This is a genomic window from Streptomyces sp. RK62 (genome assembly GCF_018070255.1).
In the GTDB taxonomy this organism is placed as follows: Bacteria; Actinomycetota; Actinomycetes; order Streptomycetales; family Streptomycetaceae; genus Streptomyces; species Streptomyces nigra.
Window position 1 is genome coordinate 498,802 of record NZ_JAGPYD010000003.1, and the last position, 17,099, is coordinate 515,900.

16 protein-coding genes are annotated in these 17,099 nt (G+C 72.3%); 8 read left to right on the plus strand and 8 right to left on the minus strand.

The window, feature by feature from the left end; all coding sequences use genetic code 11:
- Nucleotides 1–18 precede the first annotated feature (18 nt).
- The 4 genes from KBY32_RS08635 (at nt 19) to KBY32_RS08650 (ending at nt 4,754) form a co-directional block, all read left to right on the plus strand.
- A complete protein-coding gene (locus KBY32_RS08635; protein ID WP_210979487.1) occupies nt 19–1,857 on the plus strand; it encodes an ABC transporter ATP-binding protein in 1,839 nt (612 codons plus the stop codon).
- Entirely contained in the window at nt 1,854–3,641 is a 1,788-nt protein-coding gene (locus KBY32_RS08640) for an ABC transporter ATP-binding protein (protein ID WP_210979488.1), read from the plus strand. The genes KBY32_RS08635 and KBY32_RS08640 overlap by 4 nt, the downstream gene beginning before the upstream one ends.
- A 291-nt stretch (nt 3,642–3,932) precedes the next feature.
- A complete protein-coding gene (locus KBY32_RS08645) occupies nt 3,933–4,403 on the plus strand; it encodes a DUF5709 domain-containing protein (RefSeq protein WP_055622272.1) in 471 nt (156 codons plus the stop codon).
- Between the two features lie 87 nt (nt 4,404–4,490).
- A complete protein-coding gene (locus KBY32_RS08650; protein ID WP_115506012.1) occupies nt 4,491–4,754 on the plus strand; it encodes a type B 50S ribosomal protein L31 in 264 nt (87 codons plus the stop codon).
- Nucleotides 4,755–4,789: 35 nt separating this feature from the next.
- Here KBY32_RS08650 and KBY32_RS08655 read toward each other — a convergent pair whose 3' ends face one another.
- Complete coding sequence (locus KBY32_RS08655; protein WP_055622274.1) at nt 4,790–5,584, minus strand: metal-dependent hydrolase; 795 nt, start codon at nt 5,582–5,584, stop codon at nt 4,790–4,792.
- A gap of 145 nt (nt 5,585–5,729) precedes the next feature.
- Between KBY32_RS08655 and KBY32_RS08660 the strand changes: the two genes are divergently transcribed.
- Nucleotides 5,730–8,243, plus strand: coding sequence for a DEAD/DEAH box helicase (locus KBY32_RS08660; RefSeq protein WP_210979489.1), 2,514 nt, complete (start codon nt 5,730–5,732; stop codon nt 8,241–8,243).
- Nucleotides 8,244–8,262: 19 nt separating this feature from the next.
- The gene (locus tag KBY32_RS08665; protein WP_055622276.1) at nt 8,263–9,132 is read left to right on the plus strand and encodes an acyl-CoA thioesterase II; all 870 of its coding nucleotides are present in this window, start codon (nt 8,263–8,265) and stop codon (nt 9,130–9,132) included.
- On the opposite strand, the gene KBY32_RS08670 is transcribed toward KBY32_RS08665, so the two are convergent.
- A complete protein-coding gene (locus tag KBY32_RS08670; protein ID WP_210979490.1) occupies nt 9,119–10,024 on the minus strand; it encodes a DUF6397 family protein in 906 nt (301 codons plus the stop codon). The genes KBY32_RS08665 and KBY32_RS08670 overlap by 14 nt on opposite strands.
- A 152-nt stretch (nt 10,025–10,176) precedes the next feature.
- Nucleotides 10,177–10,587, minus strand: coding sequence for a roadblock/LC7 domain-containing protein (locus tag KBY32_RS08675; RefSeq protein ID WP_210979491.1), 411 nt, complete (start codon nt 10,585–10,587; stop codon nt 10,177–10,179).
- 98 nt (nt 10,588–10,685) lie between these two features.
- Here KBY32_RS08675 and KBY32_RS08680 point away from each other — a divergent pair, with 98 nt between their 5' ends.
- On the plus strand, nt 10,686–11,114 hold the full coding sequence (locus KBY32_RS08680) for a PPOX class F420-dependent oxidoreductase (RefSeq protein ID WP_210979492.1): 429 nt from the start codon (nt 10,686–10,688) through the stop codon (nt 11,112–11,114).
- Between the two features lie 34 nt (nt 11,115–11,148).
- Here the strand turns inward: KBY32_RS08680 and KBY32_RS08685 are convergent, their stop codons facing one another.
- From KBY32_RS08685 to KBY32_RS08705, 5 genes are all read right to left on the minus strand, one after another.
- The gene (locus tag KBY32_RS08685; protein ID WP_108705733.1) at nt 11,149–11,754 is read right to left on the minus strand and encodes an ATP/GTP-binding protein; all 606 of its coding nucleotides are present in this window, start codon (nt 11,752–11,754) and stop codon (nt 11,149–11,151) included.
- A gap of 224 nt (nt 11,755–11,978) precedes the next feature.
- Nucleotides 11,979–12,392: a DUF742 domain-containing protein gene (locus KBY32_RS08690; protein WP_210979493.1), complete on the minus strand. Its 414-nt coding sequence runs from the start codon at nt 12,390–12,392 to the stop codon at nt 11,979–11,981.
- Between the two features lie 22 nt (nt 12,393–12,414).
- Nucleotides 12,415–12,852: a roadblock/LC7 domain-containing protein gene (locus KBY32_RS08695; protein WP_055622282.1), complete on the minus strand. Its 438-nt coding sequence runs from the start codon at nt 12,850–12,852 to the stop codon at nt 12,415–12,417.
- Nucleotides 12,849–15,386, minus strand: coding sequence for a sensor histidine kinase (locus KBY32_RS08700; RefSeq protein WP_210979494.1), 2,538 nt, complete (start codon nt 15,384–15,386; stop codon nt 12,849–12,851). The genes KBY32_RS08695 and KBY32_RS08700 overlap by 4 nt, the downstream gene beginning before the upstream one ends.
- 64 nt (nt 15,387–15,450) lie before the next feature.
- Nucleotides 15,451–16,224, minus strand: coding sequence for an MHYT domain-containing protein (locus KBY32_RS08705; protein ID WP_210979495.1), 774 nt, complete (start codon nt 16,222–16,224; stop codon nt 15,451–15,453).
- Nucleotides 16,225–16,376: 152 nt separating this feature from the next.
- On the opposite strand from KBY32_RS08705, the gene KBY32_RS08710 reads away from it, so the two are divergent.
- The gene (locus KBY32_RS08710) at nt 16,377–16,976 is read left to right on the plus strand and encodes a class I SAM-dependent methyltransferase (protein ID WP_210979496.1); all 600 of its coding nucleotides are present in this window, start codon (nt 16,377–16,379) and stop codon (nt 16,974–16,976) included.
- Nucleotides 16,977–17,099 lie beyond the last annotated feature (123 nt).

Consider the following 17,099-nt stretch of genomic DNA (forward strand, 5'->3'; position numbering starts at 1 on the left):
ACGAGCCACTGGGACGTCATGCAGATTCAAGACCTTCCGTATCCCGACCCGGGTGTGCCCGACGCGCGCTCCGGGCCCCGCTTCCTGTGGTGGCTCTTCAAGAACCAGTTGGACGGCCAGCTCAAGGCCCTCGCCTGGGGCATGCTCCACTTCCTTTCGGTGTCCGCGCTGCCGTTCTGCGTGGGCGTCGCCATCCAGGCCGTCGTCGACCGCTCCGGCGGCCGACTCGCCCTGGCGGGCGGGCTGTTGGCGCTGTGCTGCGCCGGGAGCGCGCTCGGCGACACCTTCCTGCACCGCGCCGCCGTCACCAACTGGATCACCGCCGCCGCCCGCGTCCAGCAGGTGCTGGCCCGCAAGGCCGCCCATCTGGGCTCGGCGCTGACCCGGCGGGTCGCGGCCGGCGAGGTCGTGGCCGTGTCGACGGGCGACGTCGAGAAGATCGGCTGGTTCGTCGAGGCGCTGTCCCGCTTCACCGCGGCCGCGGTCACCATCGTGCTGGTCTGTGTCGGGCTCGTCGTCTACCAGCCCGCGCTGGGCGTGATCGTCGCGGTGGGCCTGCCTGTGCTGGCGCTCGCCGTCCTCCCGCTGCTTCCGCGTGCGACCGGGCGGGCCGACGTGCAGCGAGAGAAGGCGGGCCGCGCCACGGAACTGGCCTCGGACACCGTCGCCGGCCTGCGCGTCCTGCGGGGCATCGGCGGCGAGGAGCTCTTCCTCGACCGCTACCGCGCCGCCTCGCAGGAGGTGCGCCACGCCGCGGTGCGCAGCGCCCGCATGTGGTCCCTGATCTCCGCCATCCAGGTCCTGCTGCCGGGCCTGCTGCTGATCACCGTGGTCTGGTACGGCGTCCGCCTCACCGGTCAGGGCCGCGTCGACGTCGGCGAACTCGTCGCCGTCTACAGCTCTGTCATGATCCTCACCTACCCGCTGCGGCACTTCGAGGAGATCGCGATGGCGTACTCCTTCTCACGGCCGTCGGCCCGCCGCGCGGCGCGGGTGCTGTCCCTGGAGCGCGCCACCGACACCGGCGGCACCCTGACCGGCGGGGAACTGCCGTCCGGCGACCTGTACGACCCGGCGACCGGACTGCTCGCCCCCGCCGGCCGGTTCACGGCCGTGGTGTGCGGCGACCCGGACGCCGCCGGACGGCTCGCCGAACGACTCGGCGGACACCCCTCGGAGAAGAGCGAGTCCGTCCTCCTGGGCGGCGTGCCCCTGGACGAGGTGCCGCTCGGCATCGCCCGTACGGCCGTCCTGGTGCAGGACAAGGACCCGGTGCTGCTCTCCGGCACCCTGCGCGAACTCCTCGACGTGCCCAAGTCGGGGGCCGTCGCCCCGGAACCGGCGCTGTCCGCCGCCCAGTGCGAGGACGTCCTCGCCGCGCTGGTCCAGGGGTCGGTCGACGCCGCGGACCCGATGGACGCGCGGATCACCGAACGCGGGCGGTCGCTGTCCGGTGGGCAGCGCCAGCGGCTCGCGCTCGCCCGGTCGCTGGTGACGGACCCGGAAGTCCTGGTCCTCGACGAGCCGACCTCGGCCGTCGACTCCCACACCGAGGCGCGGATCGCGCAGGGCGTACGGGACCTGCGGGCGGGGCGCACCACGGTGGTGTTCACCTCCTCGCCTCTGCTCCTGGACCGCGCCGACCGGGTCGTCCTCCTCCATGAGGGCGAGGTCGTCGCCGTCGGCGTCCACCGCGACCTGCTGCACTCCGAACCGCGGTACCGGGCCGTCGTGACCCGCGAGCCCGACGATGACCGGGACCACCACCGGAATGGGGACCTGCCGGTGGCGGCCGCGCACGGCTCCGCCCTGGACGACGTCATGAAGGAACTGGAAGAGATCGAGGAGTCGGCATGATCGGCGTTGCGCCTCCGGCCTACGACCCGGCGGCCCCGACGACGGCGCACACGCTGCCGGTCGGCGCCCCCGCGACCGTACGCGCCTATGTGGCCGAGCTGTTCCGCAGGCACCGCCGCGCGTTCCTGCTCCTCGTGCTGGTGAACACCGTCGCGGTCGTCGCCTCCATGGTCGGGCCCTGGCTGCTGGGCGGGCTGGTGGAGCGTGTGTCCGACGGTGCCGCCGGACGGGACCTCCGTCTGGAACTCACCGTCGACCTGTTCGTCGCCGCGCTCCTCGTCCAGGCCGCGTTCGTCCGGCAGGTGCGGCTGCGCGGCGCGATGCTCGGCGAGCGGATGCTGGCCGATCTGCGCGAGGACTTCCTCGTCCGGTCGGTCGGGCTGCCGCCGGGCGTCCTGGAGCGGGCCGGGACCGGCGATCTGCTGTCCCGGATCACCACGGACATCGACCGCCTCGCCAACGCGATGCGCGAGGCGGTGCCGCAACTGGCGATCGGTGTGGTCTGGGCGGCCCTGCTCCTTGGCGGGCTCGTCGTGACCGCTCCCCCGCTGGCCGCCGCCGTCCTGGTCGCGGTGCCGCTGCTGGTGGCGGGCTGCCGCTGGTACTTCCGGCGGGCGCCGTCGGCCTACCGGTCGGAGGCCGCCGGGTACGCCGCCGTGGCCGCCGCGCTCACCGAGACCGTGGACGCCGGGCGCACGGTGGAGGCCCACCGGCTCGGCGAACGCCGGATCGAGCAGTCCGATCTGCGGATCAAGCAGTGGACCGCCTGGGAGCGGTACACCCTGTGGCTGCGGTCGGTGCTGTTCCCGGTCATCAACGTCACCCATGTGACCGTCCTGTCCTCCGTGCTGCTCATCGGCGGGGTGTTCGTCCTGCAGGGCTGGATCGGGGTCGGCCAGCTGACCACCGGCGCGCTGATCGCGCAGATGCTGGTGGACCCGGTCGGGCTGATCCTGCGCTGGTACGACGAGCTGCAGGTGGCGCAGGTGTCCCTGGCCCGGCTGGTCGGTGTCCGGGACATCGAGCCGGACGCCGGGGACGCGCGGCTGACGCCGGACGGGCGGGACGTGCACGCCGACCGTGTGCACTTCGGCTACCGGGAGGGCGTGGACGTGCTGCGCAAGGTCTCCCTGGAGGTCGCGCCCGGCACCCGGCTCGCCCTGGTCGGCCCCTCGGGTGCCGGCAAGTCCACCCTGGGCAGGCTGCTCGCCGGTATCTACGCGCCCCGGGACGGCCGCGTCACCCTCGGCGGTGCCGAACTGTCCCGGATGCCCGCCGAGCGGGTCCGCGCCCATGTGGCCCTGGTCAACCAGGAGCACCACGTCTTCGTCGGCTCCCTCCGCGACAACCTCCTGCTCGCCCGCACCGGCGCGGGCGACGCCGAGCTGTGGGAGGCGCTGCGCGCGGTCGACGCGGACACCTGGGCGCGGGCGCTGGACGAGGGCCTGGACACCGAGGTCGGCTCCGGCGGGTTCGCGCTCACCCCGGCGCAGGCCCAGCAGATCGCGCTGGCCCGGCTGGTGCTGGCCGATCCGCACACCCTGGTCCTGGACGAGGCGACCTCGCTCCTCGATCCCCGGGCCGCCCGTCATCTGGAGCGCTCGCTGGCCCGGGTCCTGGACGGCCGCACGGTCGTCGCCATCGCCCACCGCCTGCACACCGCCCACGACGCCGACCTCATCGCCGTCGTGGAGAACGGACGCGTCAGCGAGCTGGGCAGCCATACGGAGCTGGTGGCGGCGGACGGCGCCTACGCGGCGCTGTGGCGGTCCTGGCACGGGTGACGGCGGCGCGGGCGAAGGCGGCCGGCGCGAGCCGGGTGGCCCCGGTGGCCCGGCGCCCCGGGCACCCGGAGTACGGCACGGCTCGGTGAGGTCCGGCGGGTCCGGGACCACTCGCCCGGGCCGTGCCGTTGCGCAGGGGTGAAAAGGGGTGGAAGGCTGGATATCGGCACCGGTTCGGGGAGCACCCGGGAACCTCGCGGTTCGCGCCGGGTGCGACCTGTGCCCCGCGGCGCGGCGCCACGCCGTCGACCGCGGTGACCTCGGGCCCTTCCCCACCACCTGGAGGTACCCGTGAACAGCGCCGACGGATGGGGTGACGACGTCTACCAGCCCGACAGCGACGAGCAGCGCGAGGACACCGGGCTCCTCGACGCGGAGGACACGCTGGAGGAGGACGGCGTCGACGATCCCCTCGACCGCGGCTGGTCCCCTCCGGAACGCCCCTGGGCGGTGGAGCACGACGGGGTCACCGCTGCCGAACGCCACCGGGGCGAGAGCCTCGACCAGCGGCTCGCCGAGGAGCTGCCCGACCTCGCCACCCCCGATGGCGACGGTATGGGGGACGCCGAGGACACCGACGGTGAACTGCTCGACGAGGAGGTCGGCGCCGCGCGCTCCGGACGGCTCGTGGCACCGGACGAGGGTGCCCATGAGGACGAGGAGAGCGCACTCGTCGCCACCGACGTCGGTATCGACGGTGCGGCCGCGTCCGCGGAGGAGGCCGCGATGCACATCGTCGACGAGGACGCCCTGTCCGGCTGAGCCCATCTCCGGTCCGTGCGGTCCGGCACCCGTCCTTTGGACCTCCGCCTCCCCTTCCGGCCCGACGCCGTCACACGAGGAGTACGCATGCAGCAGGACAAGCACCCCGACTACCACCCGGTCGTCTTCCGTGACCGGGCCGCCGGCTACGCCTTCCTGACCCGCTCCACCGCGACCAGTGAGCAGACCATCGAGTGGGACGACGGCGAGACCTACCCGGTCGTGGACGTCGAGATCTCCTCGGAGAGCCACCCCTTCTACACGGGCAAGGCCCGCACGGTGGACACCGAGGGCCGCGTCGCCGCGTTCGAGCGGCGCTACGGAGGCGGCGGAGCCGGCCAGGGCGGCTGACCCGGCGCCCGGGCGGCGGACGGGTCGCCGCCCGGTCAGATCACGTTCAGCGCCGCCGCGCAGCCCACCCCGCCCAGCACCATGAACGCCGGCATCAGCACCCTGAGCTCCACCCAGCTGCCGGCCCGGAACCGCATGAACTTCGGCGGGCCCAGCGGGTACCAGCGCTTGCGTCCCACCGGGATGGGCCACAGGATCGGGCAGCCGGACACCGTGAGCGCGTCCCCGATGTCGTGCACCAGGGCACCCAGCACGACGGGCAGCCCCAGCCACAGGTACTCCTGGCCCGGTGCCGTGAACAGCCAGTCCGAACCGTGGCCCGGCTTGTCGAGGACACCCGCCAGGATCCAGGAGCTGGTCGCGGCGAGCAGCCACACCAGCACATCGGCGCTCGCGCCACGCGTCGCACGCCACAGCAGGCCCTCGATGGCCAGCACCAGGTGGACGAAGAGAATCGCCAGCACCGCCCAGCGGTCCCCCGCCAGCGCCAGGGCCGAGGTGCCGCCGCCGATGAGGGCCGCCCACAGCCAGGTGTGCGTCAGTGTGCGGTGGCCGCCCGAGCGCCGCGGGTCGCCCGGCTTCTTCGTGCCCTTGTAGACGGCGTACGAGAGCTTGTCGACGACCTCGCACAGCCAGCGCGACAGCGGTCCGAAGGCCCGCGAGATGGTGGCCGCCTTGTGGTCGAGGTCGGGTGCCAGGGCGGCTCCGGCGCAGATGAGAGCACCGGTGAGGAGGACCGGCCACGGCATCCCGTGGCCCATGGCGGCGGCGGCCGCTCCGACGCCCAGCCAGGCGGCGGCCCCCGACAGTGAGTGTGCTGGTCCCATCATCGCCGTTGCCCGCCCCATTCCTCGTGTGCCGCTGTCCAGTTGACCCGGTCCGCTGACCTGCGGTCGGCGACACAGCGTAGCGTTCGCGATCTTCGATCCCGCAGCCGATTCCCCTGTGCGGGCACCGGCCAGGCAAGATGGGTGGGTGACCCTCATCGATCAGCTGCCGAAGACCGCCGACGCCGATGCCCTCTACGAAGCCTTCGAGTCGTGGGCCGGGGAGCGTGGTCTCACGCTCTACCCCCATCAGGAGGAGGCGCTGATCGAGGTGGTCTCCGGCGCGAACGTGATCGTGTCGACGCCCACCGGCTCGGGCAAGAGCATGATCGCGGCGGGCGCTCACTTCGCGGCGCTGGCCCGTGACGAGGTCACCTTCTACACCGCGCCGATCAAGGCGTTGGTCTCGGAGAAGTTCTTCGAGCTGTGCAAGCTGTTCGGCACGGAGAACGTGGGGATGCTGACGGGCGACGCGTCCGTCAACGCCGACGCCCCCGTGATCTGCTGCACCGCGGAGGTGCTCGCGTCGATCGCGCTGCGCGACGGCAAGAACGCCGACGTCGGCCAGGTCGTGATGGACGAGTTCCACTTCTACGCGGAGGGGGACCGCGGCTGGGCCTGGCAGATCCCGATTCTGGAGCTGCCGCAGGCGCAGTTCATCCTGATGTCGGCGACGCTCGGCGACGTCTCGATGTTCGAGGAGGACCTGACCCGGCGCACGGGCCGGCCGACCGCCGTGGTCCGCTCGGCGACCCGGCCGGTTCCGCTCTCCTACGAGTACCGCCTGACACCGCTCACCGAGACGCTGACGGAACTGCTGGAGACCAAGCAGGCGCCGGTCTACATCGTCCACTTCACCCAGGCTCAGGCCGTGGAGCGGGCGCAGGCACTGATGAGCATCAACATGTGCTCGCGGGAGGAGAAGGACCAGATCGCCGAGCTGATCGGCAACTTCCGCTTCACCACCAAGTTCGGCCGGAACCTCTCCCGGTACGTCCGGCACGGCATCGGCGTCCATCACGCCGGCATGCTGCCCAAGTACCGGCGTCTGGTGGAGAAGCTCGCGCAGGCCGGGCTGCTGAAGGTCATCTGCGGTACCGACACCCTCGGCGTCGGTGTCAACGTGCCGATCCGTACGGTGCTGTTCACGGCTCTGACCAAGTACGACGGCAGCCGGGTCCGGACGCTGCGCGCCCGTGAGTTCCACCAGATCGCGGGCCGGGCCGGGCGAGCCGGCTTCGACACGGCGGGCCTGGTGGTGGCACAGGCGCCCGAGCACGTCATCGAGAACGAGAAGGCCCTCGCCAAGGCCGGTGACGATCCGAAGAAGCGCCGCAAGGTCGTCCGCAAGAAGGCCCCGGAGGGGTTCGTCGGCTGGACGGAGAACACCTTCGAGAAGCTGATCGCCTCCGAGCCGGAGCCGCTGACGTCTCGTTTCCGGGTCACGCACACCATGCTGCTGTCGGTGATCGCCCGTCCCGGCAACGCCTTCGAGGCGATGCGGCATCTGCTGGAGGACAACCACGAGCCCCGTAAGCAGCAGTTGCGGCACATCCGGCGCGCGATCGCGATCTACCGGTCGCTGCTGGACGGCGGCATCGTCGAGAAGCTCGACGAACCGGACGCGAGCGGCCGTATCGTCCGGCTCACGGTCGATCTTCAGCAGGACTTCGCGCTCAACCAGCCGCTGTCGACCTTCGCTCTGGCCGCGTTCGAGCTGTTGGACCCGGAGTCGCCGTCGTACGCGTTGGACATGGTGTCCGTCGTGGAGTCCACGCTGGACGACCCGCGGCAGATCCTCGTCGCCCAGCTCAACAAGGCGAAGGGCGAGGCCGTCGCCGCGATGAAGGCGGACGGCGTGGAGTACGAGGAGCGCATGGAGCGGCTCCAGGACATCTCCTACCCCAAGCCCCTGGAGGAGCTGCTCTTCCACGCGTACAACACATACCGCAAGAGCCACCCCTGGGTCGGCGACCACCCGCTGTCCCCGAAGTCCGTCGTGCGGGACATGTACGAACGGGCCATGTCGTTCACGGAGTTGGTGTCGTTCTACGAGCTGGCCCGTACCGAGGGCATCGTGCTGCGCTACCTCGCCAGCGCCTTCAAGGCCCTCGACCACAACATCCCCGACGACCTGAAGTCCGAGGATCTGCAGGACCTGATCGAGTGGCTGGGCGAGATGGTGCGGCAGGTCGACTCGAGCCTGCTCGACGAGTGGGAGCAGCTCGCCAACCCCGAGGTGATGACCGCCGAGGAGGCCCAGGAGAAGGCCGACGAGGTCAAGCCGGTCACCACCAACGCGCGTGCCTTCCGGGTCCTGGTCCGCAACGCCATGTTCCGGCGGGTGGAGCTCGCCGCGCTCGACCACGTCGAGGAGCTGGGCGAGATGGACGCGGAGTCCGGCTGGGACGCCGACGCGTGGGGCGAGGCGATGGACAAGTACTGGGACGAGTACGACGACCTGGGCACCGGGCCGGACGCCCGCGGTCCCAAGCTCCTGGTGATCGAGGAGGAGCCGGCGAACCGGCTGTGGCGGGTCCGCCAGATCTTCGACGACCCCAACGACGACCACGACTGGGGCATCAGCGCGGAGGTCGATCTCACGGCCTCCGACGCGGAGGGCCGCGCGGTCGTCCGTGTCACCGACGTCGGCCAGCTGTGAGCTCAGGAGAGACGCACCCATGACGACCAACCCGGCCGAAAGGCTCGTCGACCTGCTCGACCTGGAGCAGATCGAGGTCAACATCTTCCGTGGCCGCAGTCCGCAGGAGTCGCTGCAGCGGGTCTTCGGCGGCCAGGTGGCCGGCCAGGCGCTGGTCGCGGCCGGACGCACCACCGAGGGCGACCGCCCGGTGCACTCGCTGCACGCGTACTTCCTGCGCCCGGGGCGGCCCGGGGTGCCGATCGTGTACCAGGTCGAGCGGGTCCGGGACGGCAGGTCGTTCACGACCCGCCGGGTCACCGCCGTGCAGCAGGGCCGCACGATCTTCAATCTCACCGCCTCCTTCCACAAGCCCGAAGAGGGAAGCTTCGAGCATCAGTTGCCGCCGGCCCGCGAGGTCCCGGCGCCGGAGTCGCTGCCGACGGTCACGGACGAGATCCGTGAGCATCTCGGCGCACTGCCGGAGCAGTTGGAGCGGATGGCCCGGCGTCAGCCCTTCGACATCCGCTATGTCGACCGGCTGCGCTGGACCGACGAGGAGGTCAAGGGCGCCGATCCGCGCAGCGCGGTGTGGATGCGCGCGGTCGGGCCGCTCGGCGACGATCCGCTGGTGCACACCTGCGCGCTGACGTACGCCAGCGACATGACGCTCCTCGACGCCGTGCGCATCCCGGTCGAACCCCTGTGGGGCAAGCGCGGCTTCGACATGGCGTCGCTGGACCACGCCATGTGGTTCCACCGGCCCTTCCGGGCGGACGAGTGGTTCCTCTACGACCAGGAGTCGCCGATCGCGGTCGGCGGGCGGGGACTCGCCCGGGGCCGGATCTACGACCGGGAGGGCCGTCTGCTGGTGTCCGTCGTCCAGGAAGGGCTGTTCAGGGCGCTGTAGCCGCGGAGGCCCGGCGCCGGAACCGGCCCAGGAGCCGACGCGGTGTCTTCGGTCCCCCGGATGGGGGTGCGAGGGCCCGCGATGGGGCGGGCGCCCGGCGCGGCGTGGGCCGCGGGGCGGGACCGGTCTCCCGCGCCTCCCGCACGAGAGCCGCCAACTCGGTCCGCAGCAGGCCGATCTCGTCCGCGTCGGCCGCGATCATGATCCGCTCGGCGATGCGTGCGGCGGGTGTTCCCGGGGCACCGGCCACCGGCGGACCCGGCCGGAAGCGGCCCAGATGCGAGCGCTCGTAGGGGTCGGGGACGGCCTCCGCGATCTCGACCGGGTCGAGGAACGCGGCGTACGCGCCGGCCCTCTCCCAGGGGCCCTGCGACTGGCGCAGCAGGAAGCCCCGGTGGCGCCCCCGCCAGTTGCGCGGCCGCAGGTCCACACCCGCGTCCAGCAGGGCGCGCGGCCCCTCGGGCATCCGGCGGGCCTTCAGGAGCGGGACATTCTCCTCGTCGGCGGCGAACCGCCTCAGCTCCTCGGCGAGATAGAGCCAGACGACGGCTCGGTACCGGTTCAGGTACCACTTGGTCGGGACGACCTGGCCCAGGCGGGCGAGGCGGGTGAACCGGCCGGCGGGGATGTCCAGGAGCCGTGCGCCCTCGGCCGTACCGACGAGCTCGATCCGTGCGAGCAGTGCGTCCGGGAAGCCGTCCGTCGAGCGCACCCGGTCGATCTCGGACCGGGTGACGCGGCGGCCGCCGCCCCCGCCCTCGTCGGGGACGGTCCGGATCAGACCGAGGTGCACGGCGAGGTCCAGGTCGCTCCGCCTGAGCCCGAGTTCCCGCGCCGCACGGCTCGGTGTGCAGGAACGGTCGTGAGTTGTCGTGATGGTGTCGCCGGACATGCTGTGTCTCCCCCGTGGAGTCGGTCGGTCGGTCACGCTCGGTGCGTGCGCCGTGACAGAAATGTAGCCCGGTTGCCGCACCTCGTGGCGAGCCTGTGGACAACTCCGCCGGGGTCGACGAAACAGCAGGTCAGGGACTCGGAAGACAGAGGTCAGTCTGCGAGCGGGGCCGCTCCCGGCAGGCGCGCGTCCACGTCGAGATGCTCACCGACCCGGTTGACGAGCAGGGTCATCTCGTAGGCGATCTGGCCGATGTCGCCCTCCGCGCCGCTGAGCACGCACAGACAGCTGCCCGCCCCCGCGGCCGTCACGAACAGGACGGCGTCATCGAACTCGATCATGGTCTGCCGCACTCTGCCCGCGCCGAAGTGCCGCCCCGAGCCCTTGGCCAGGCTGTGCAGCCCCGACGAGACTGCGGCGAGGTGCTCGGCGTCCTCGCGCCTGAGCCCCTTGCTCGCCCCGGTCACCAGCCCGTCGTTCGACAGCACCAGCGCGTGTCGCACATGGTCGACACGTTGTGTCAGATCGTCCAGCAGCCAGCCGAGTTTCTGGTTCTGCGCCATTGGTCCGGTCTCCCCGTGTAGATGCGTCCTCCGGCACCGGAGGAACTTCTCGACACCATTCCGGACCATCCGGCCCTCGGGCAAGGAGGATGGGGGGCATGGCGAAGAAGATGACCGAGGACGAATGGCGGGCGTTCGTCTCGCAGGGCACCAGCACCGGAAAGCTCTCCACGGTGCGGGCCGACGGCAGCCCGCATGTGACGCCGATCTGGTTCGTACTGGACGGGGACGAGCTGGTGTTCAACACCGCCGCGTCCAGCGTGAAGGGCCGGAACGTCCTCCGTGACGGCCGGGTGGCGCTGTGCGTGGACGACGACCGTCCGCCGTACGCCTTCGTGGTGATCCAGGGGCGCGCGCGGGTGTCGGAGGATCTGGACGAGTTGCGGCACTGGGCCGGGCGGATCGGGGCCCGCTACATGGGTGAGGACCGCGCCGAGGAGTTCGGGGCCCGCAACGGCGTGCCCGGTGAGCTCCTCGTCCGCGTCACGATCGACAAGGTGCTGGCGGAGCGCGACGTCGCCGACTGATCCGGCGGCACCCGGTCGCAGCCGGCGGGGCCGGTCAGCCGACGGAGTCGAGCAGCCGGGCGGTGTGCATCCGCCCGGCGTACTCGACGAGGCGGATCAGCACCTCCTTGCCCGAGTCGCGGTCCCGGGCGTCACAGAGGACGACCGGTGTCCCCTGGTCGAGGTCCAGGGCGCGGGCGACGTCCTGGGCGCCGTACGACCGGGCGCCGGGGAAGCAGTTCACGGCCACCACGAACGGGATGTGCCGGTGCTCGAAGAAGTCGACGGCGGGGAAGCAGTCCTCCAGGCGGCGGGTGTCCGCGAGGACCACGGCTCCCAGTGCGCCCTGGGAGAGCTCGTCCCACAGGAACCAGAAGCGGTCCTGGCCGGGGGTGCCGAAGAGGTAGAGGGACAGGCCGGACCGGATGGTGATGCGCCCGAAGTCCATGGCGACCGTCGTCGTGACCTTGTGGTCCACGCCGTCGGTGTCGTCCACCGACTGCCCCACCTCGCTGAGCAGTTCCTCGGTGCGCAGCGGCTTGATCTCACTGACCGCGCCCACCAGGGTCGTCTTGCCCACGCCGAACCCGCCGGCGACAAGGATCTTCAACGCCAGGGCGGACGTGTCGCCGTCGAAGGCGTCGGAGTGCTCGGAGACCATCGATCACTTCTCTCTGGAGTGCCGGCATCGGTCGACGTCACTGCGCGAAGTCAGCATCATGACAACGGACCCTCCCCTTCGTGGGGTTGGACCGCTTTTTGCCCGATGCGACCGTCTCGTACCTGTTCGATGTCCGTACGGGTGCGCGCGGGGGGCCGTACGGACCGCCTGGGTTCGGAAATCTCACGCCCTGTCCTCTTGTCGGTGTCCCGCGCGCGGGGTGGCTACAGCGCACGCAAGCCCTCGATGACCTCGCGCAGGATGCGTTCGTCGGGCAGGTGGGCGGGCGGGACCGGGCGGCTGACGGTGACCCGCCCGCGTTCGAGGAGGTCGCCGAGGAGCACCCGGACCACGCCGACGGGCAGGTCGGCGCCCGCCGCCAGTTCCGCGACCGACTGGGTCTCCGGCCGGCACAGCTCGATCAGGGCCCGGTGTTCCGGCCCGAGGGTGCTGTCGTCGTCGCCCTCGGATGCGGTGCCGGCGAGGGTGACGAGGGCGATCAGGTCGAACCGCACCCCGGAGGGCCCTGGCCGGGTGCGTCCGCCCGTCATGGCGTACGGACGCACCAGGGGCCCGGCCTCGTTGTCGTACCACTGGCTGCCCTGCTCGCGCCGGTGATCCTGGTCTTGCGCGTTCATGTGCGCCGGCCGCCCTTCGCTCTCAGCCCCCGGCGGGCGGCCGGGTGGTGGTGCGGGTCGGGGTGCGCAGGTGCTCGCCGACCCGTTTGACCATGCGTGCCATCTCGTAGGCCACGAGGCCGATGTCGGCGGTCACCGCGGTGAGGACGGCGAGGCAGGAGCCGTCGCCCGCCGCCGCCACGAAGAGGAAGGCGTCGTCCATCTCGACCATGGTCTGGCGCACTCCGCCGACCCCGAAGTGACGGCCGGTGCCCTTGGCGAGCGAATGGAACCCGGAGGCCACGGCGGCGAGATGCTCGGCGTCGGAGCGGCGCAGACCGGACGACGAGCCGACCGCGAGTCCGTCGTTGGAGAGCACCACGGCGTGCCGTACCTCGCTCACCCGTGCCACCAGGTCGTCCAGCAGCCAGTCGAGTTCGCCGGACCGGCCGGCGGCCCTCATGCTCGGTTCCGGGATCATGCGAAATCTCCTTCGCTGCCTTCGTGGCGCAGTGCGGGGTCGGACGGGGTTCCGGTGCCGGGCGGCCTGCCGCCGCCGCGTGTCCACCCGTCGCGGTAGGCGGCCATGCGGTCCCTGACCATCTCGGGGGTCCGACCGTGATCGGGCCCGTCCTCCGGTCCGGTCCGCGCGGGCTCGTCCGTTTGGCGTTCGCGCAGCTGGGGCGCGAGGTTCGCCTGCCGCACCCGCCGTGGCAGGTCGTCGGTGGTGCCGGAGTCGTCCGGGGGCCGGTGAAGTCGCAAGGTCGTGACTCCGGGGGGTGAGGTGCGGGTCGGCTCGGGCGCGGGCGGCGCGGGCGCCACCAGGGCGGGGCGTTCGGCGGCGGTGGGGACGGACTCCTGGCGCCGTTCCGTGACGGGCACGCGCGCGTAGTCGTGTTCCGCGGGCCGTCCCGGGTCGGCCGCGGCCTGGGCGTGGGCCCGGGCGGAACGTTCCGTCGGGCCGTCGTGCAGCAGGGCCGTGGGCAGCAGCACCACGGCGGTGGTGCCGCCGTACGGCGAGGTGCTCAGGTGCACCTTGATCTGGTGCCGGGCGGCGAGCCGGCTGACGACGAACAGGCCGAGTCGGTCGCTGTCGAACAGGTCGAGCGCCTCGGACTGTTCGATCCGCCGGTTGGCCTCCTCGAGGGCCTCCTTGCCCATGCCGAGGCCACGGTCCTCGACCTCGACGGCGTACCCGTTGCCGACGGGTTCGCCGGTGATGCGCACACGCGTGTGCGGGGGCGAGAACTGGGCCGCGTTCTCCACGAGTTCGGCCAGGAGGTGGGTGAGGTCGGCGACGGCCGCACCGAGAACGGACGCCTCCGGGAGCTGGCGTACCTCTACGCGCGCGTAGTCCTCCACCTCCGAGACGGCGGCGCGCACCACGTCGGTGAGGGAGACCGGCATCCGCCAGGCCCGCCCCGGGGCCGCTCCGGAGAGGATGATCAGACTCTCGGCGTGGCGCCGCATCCGTGTGGTGAGGTGGTCGAGCCGGAAGAGGTCGCTCAGTTCGTTCGGGTCGTCGCTGCGCCGCTCCATGCTGTCCAGCAGGCTCAGCTGCCGGTGCACGAGGACCTGGCTGCGGCGTGCGAGGTTCACGAAGATCCCCGAGACTCCGCTGGCGAGTTCGGCGCGCTCCACGGCCGCCCGCAGGGCCGCGCGGTGCACGGTGTTCAGGGCCTCGCCGACCTGGCCGGTCTCGTCCTCGGCCGGCGGTCCTGGCGGTGCCTCGCTGCGGACGTCGATCTCCTCGCCGGCGCGCAGTCTCCGCATGGCCTCGGGGAGTTTGTGCCGGGCGATCTCCAGAGCGGTGTCCCGCAGGGTCACGAGTTCCACGACGAGGCCGCGCCCGATGCGCACGGAGATGACGAGGGAGGCGGCGACGGCGAGCAGCCCGAAGAGCACGGCGGCACCGGCCGGGGTGAGCAGCCCCCGGGTGAACGGGTCGGCGCGGTCGGCGACCGCGCGTCCGGCGTCCTGCTGGATGGTCCTCATCGCGCTCTGCACGCGTGCGTGTGCCGCGCTCCAGCCAGCCCCCGGCCCGGCGGTGGTGCTCGGCGCCGGTGAGCCGGGCGGGGCGGCGGTGACCGTGTCCTCCAAGGCCACAACGCTCGCGTAGTCCTCGCCGGTGGCGAGACGCTGCCAGGCGGCGCGCTGGGTGCCGTTCAGATCGGCGACGGCGGAGTCGGTGAGCGTACGGCGGACACCGACGGCGCCGGTGAACAGCCGTAGCCGCGGTCCGTCGAGGCGCCCGGCGAGGCGCGCGCTGTCCAGCACCGCCTGCTCCTGGGCGAGTGCCTCTCCCGCGCGGGCGAACTCGAGCAGCACGCGCGCGTCGGAGCCGAGTTCGGCGTCCTGGACGCCGGTCAGCGCACCCAGAACGGCGAAGGCGCTCCCGATGCTCTCGGTGTACTGCCCGTACGCCGCCTGCCAGCGGGAGCGGCGGTCGAGGACGTCGTCCCGCACCACGCTCAGCCGCTCCGCGCCCGTCACGAAGTCCTTCAGGCGCGGGGCCACGCCGGCGGGGAACTCCTCACCGTCGGCGACCGTGTTGCGCTTTCCGAGCCGGAGCTCGGCCACCGCGGTGCGGCTGTCCTCGGCGGCCTTCCTGAGGTCGGCCGCGCGTCCGGCGGACGGATCGGTCGCGTACCGGACCGCCGCGGCGCGCTCGGCCTGGAGCGCGGCGACGGCGGCCGCGACGGGGTTCCGGATGCCGTCGTCCACGCGCTGGAGCTGGCGCAGCCGGGCGACGTCCTGGGCGGTGGTCACGCTGGCGAAGGCCCACAGGGCCAGCAGTGAGACGACCGGGACCATCAGCAGGCAGACGATCTTGGCGCGGACCGTGCGGGGGCGCAGGGCGCGTCCCGCGCGCGGGGAGGTGGCATCGGCGCCGACGCCCTGTGTGTCCTCGGGGCCTTCGTCGGCCGGCGGCCCGGCGTGCGCGCGGCGTCCGCGCACGGGCGGCGGGGACGGTGATCCGGCGTCGACTGCGGTGCTGCTGCGGGGTGTACGCATGGCCTCCTCGATCGGGAGTGGTTCGGGACCTGCTCCGACGGGCCGTGCGGCCCCGTGGGTTCGGTCAGCCGGTGGCGCGTCCGACCGTGCGCGGGGCCGGAGCGGTCGCGTCACGCTCTGCCTTGGCGGGCGACAGCGCGACGAAGGCGGAGGTCAGGAAGAGGTAGGACCCGAGGCCGACGGCGAGGGGGAAGATGAACTGCATCGCCGTGGCCCCGGGCAGGACCCCACCGGCCGGGACGACGTGCACGCGGACCGCGAACATCCCGGTGTAGTGCATGCTGCTGACCGCCGCGCCCATGATCAGTGAGGCGATGGCGACCGCGACGGGCGACTTGATGTTGAGCGCGGCCCACAGTGCGGCCGTCGCCGCCGCGACGGCGATCAGGACCGAGAGCCCGACCAGGGTGGGGTCGTAGGTGATGTCGCCGTTGAGCCGTACGGCGGCCATGCCCAGGTAGTGCATGCTCGCCACCCCGACCCCGGTGGTCAGGCCGCCGAGGAACAGCGCGCGCGTGCGGTCCTTGCTGTAGCCGACGGCGAAGACACCGCCGCAGACGACGGCCATGGCGACGAGGAGGCTCAGCACGGTGAGCGGCACGTCGTAGCGGATGTCGGTGCCGCTGACGCTGAAGCCGAGCATGGCCACGAAGTGCATGGTCCAGATGCCGGTGCCGATCGCCGAGGCCGCGGTGACGAGCCAGTTGCGGCGGGAGCGGCCGGTGGCGCCGAGCGCTCGTACGGTGCACCGCAGTCCGAGCGCGGCGCCCGTGCACGCCATCACGTACGACAGTGCGGGGGTCAGCCAGCCGAGAGCGGCGTGGTCCAGGTGTCCCATGGCCCCGGGACGCTAGCCGGGGCACGGGCGCACGAAGGGGGCGCATTTCGAAAGGTGTTGGAATATGACCCGGAGATGCGCCGGAACGACCGCCTCAAGCTCGAACATGTGCACAGCGGCGTCATCCGTGCCGGTGAGGGATCATGCGGAACATGAGCGACGACCACACACATGTGCAGGAGTTCTTCACCGCCCGAGCCGCCGGCTGGGACAGCCGGTTCCCGGACGACGGGCCCGTCTACGCGGCGGCCGTCGCCGAGTTGGGGCTGGGCGAGGGCGATCGTGTGCTCGACGCGGGCTGCGGCACCGGGCGCGCTCTGCCGCCGCTGCGCGCGGTCGTGGGCGCCTCGGGAGTGGTCCTGGGGGTCGATCTCACCCCGGCCATGCTGGAGGCCGCCGTGGACGCCGGACGCGACAGGGACGGGCGGCTGCTGCTCGCCGACGTGGCCGCCCTGCCGTTGCGGGCCGAGTCGCTGGACGCCGTGTTCGCGGCGGGCCTCATCGCGCATCTGCCGCATCCGGCGGACAACCTGCGGGAGTTGGCACGGGTCGTGCGCCCCGGCGGCACGCTGGCGCTGTTCCATCCGATCGGCCGGGCGGCGCTGGCGGCCCGGCACGGCCGCCGGCTGACCCCGGACGATCTGCGCGCCGAGGCCAACCTGCGGCCGCTCCTCGCCGGCTCCGGGTGGCGTATGACGTCGTACGTCGACGAGGACGACCGCTTTCTGGCGCTGGCGACGCGAACGTCCTGACCGCCTCGAGGTTTGTGCGGGTCCCGCGGCGGCGAGGCCCCCTTATGCGGCGGTGCTCCAGCTCCTACGTTGGGGGCGGGAAGATGAGCGTTCGACATCCGTCGCTGCGGTCATGCGTCCGAC

Bases quoted from the DNA above. Each gene is read 5' to 3' on its own strand.
- KBY32_RS08655 (WP_055622274.1), bottom strand. From the start codon at position 5,584: ATGATGGGACCAGCACACTCACTGTCGGGGGCCGCCGCCTGGCTGGGC.
- KBY32_RS08690 (WP_210979493.1), bottom strand. From the start codon at position 12,392: ATGAACGCGCAAGACCAGGATCACCGGCGCGAGCAGGGCAGCCAGTGG.
- KBY32_RS08650 (WP_115506012.1), top strand. From the start codon at position 4,491: ATGCAGCAGGACAAGCACCCCGACTACCACCCGGTCGTCTTCCGTGAC.
- KBY32_RS08665 (WP_055622276.1), top strand. From the start codon at position 8,263: ATGACGACCAACCCGGCCGAAAGGCTCGTCGACCTGCTCGACCTGGAG.
- KBY32_RS08700 (WP_210979494.1), bottom strand. From the start codon at position 15,386: ATGCGTACACCCCGCAGCAGCACCGCAGTCGACGCCGGATCACCGTCC.
- KBY32_RS08635 (WP_210979487.1), top strand. From the start codon at position 19: ATGCAGATTCAAGACCTTCCGTATCCCGACCCGGGTGTGCCCGACGCG.
- KBY32_RS08710 (WP_210979496.1), top strand. From the start codon at position 16,377: ATGAGCGACGACCACACACATGTGCAGGAGTTCTTCACCGCCCGAGCC.
- KBY32_RS08640 (WP_210979488.1), top strand. From the start codon at position 1,854: ATGATCGGCGTTGCGCCTCCGGCCTACGACCCGGCGGCCCCGACGACG.
- KBY32_RS08670 (WP_210979490.1), bottom strand. From the start codon at position 10,024: ATGTCCGGCGACACCATCACGACAACTCACGACCGTTCCTGCACACCG.
- KBY32_RS08680 (WP_210979492.1), top strand. From the start codon at position 10,686: ATGGCGAAGAAGATGACCGAGGACGAATGGCGGGCGTTCGTCTCGCAG.
- KBY32_RS08705 (WP_210979495.1), bottom strand. From the start codon at position 16,224: ATGGGACACCTGGACCACGCCGCTCTCGGCTGGCTGACCCCCGCACTG.
- KBY32_RS08675 (WP_210979491.1), bottom strand. From the start codon at position 10,587: ATGGCGCAGAACCAGAAACTCGGCTGGCTGCTGGACGATCTGACACAA.
- KBY32_RS08695 (WP_055622282.1), bottom strand. From the start codon at position 12,852: ATGATCCCGGAACCGAGCATGAGGGCCGCCGGCCGGTCCGGCGAACTC.
- KBY32_RS08685 (WP_108705733.1), bottom strand. From the start codon at position 11,754: ATGGTCTCCGAGCACTCCGACGCCTTCGACGGCGACACGTCCGCCCTG.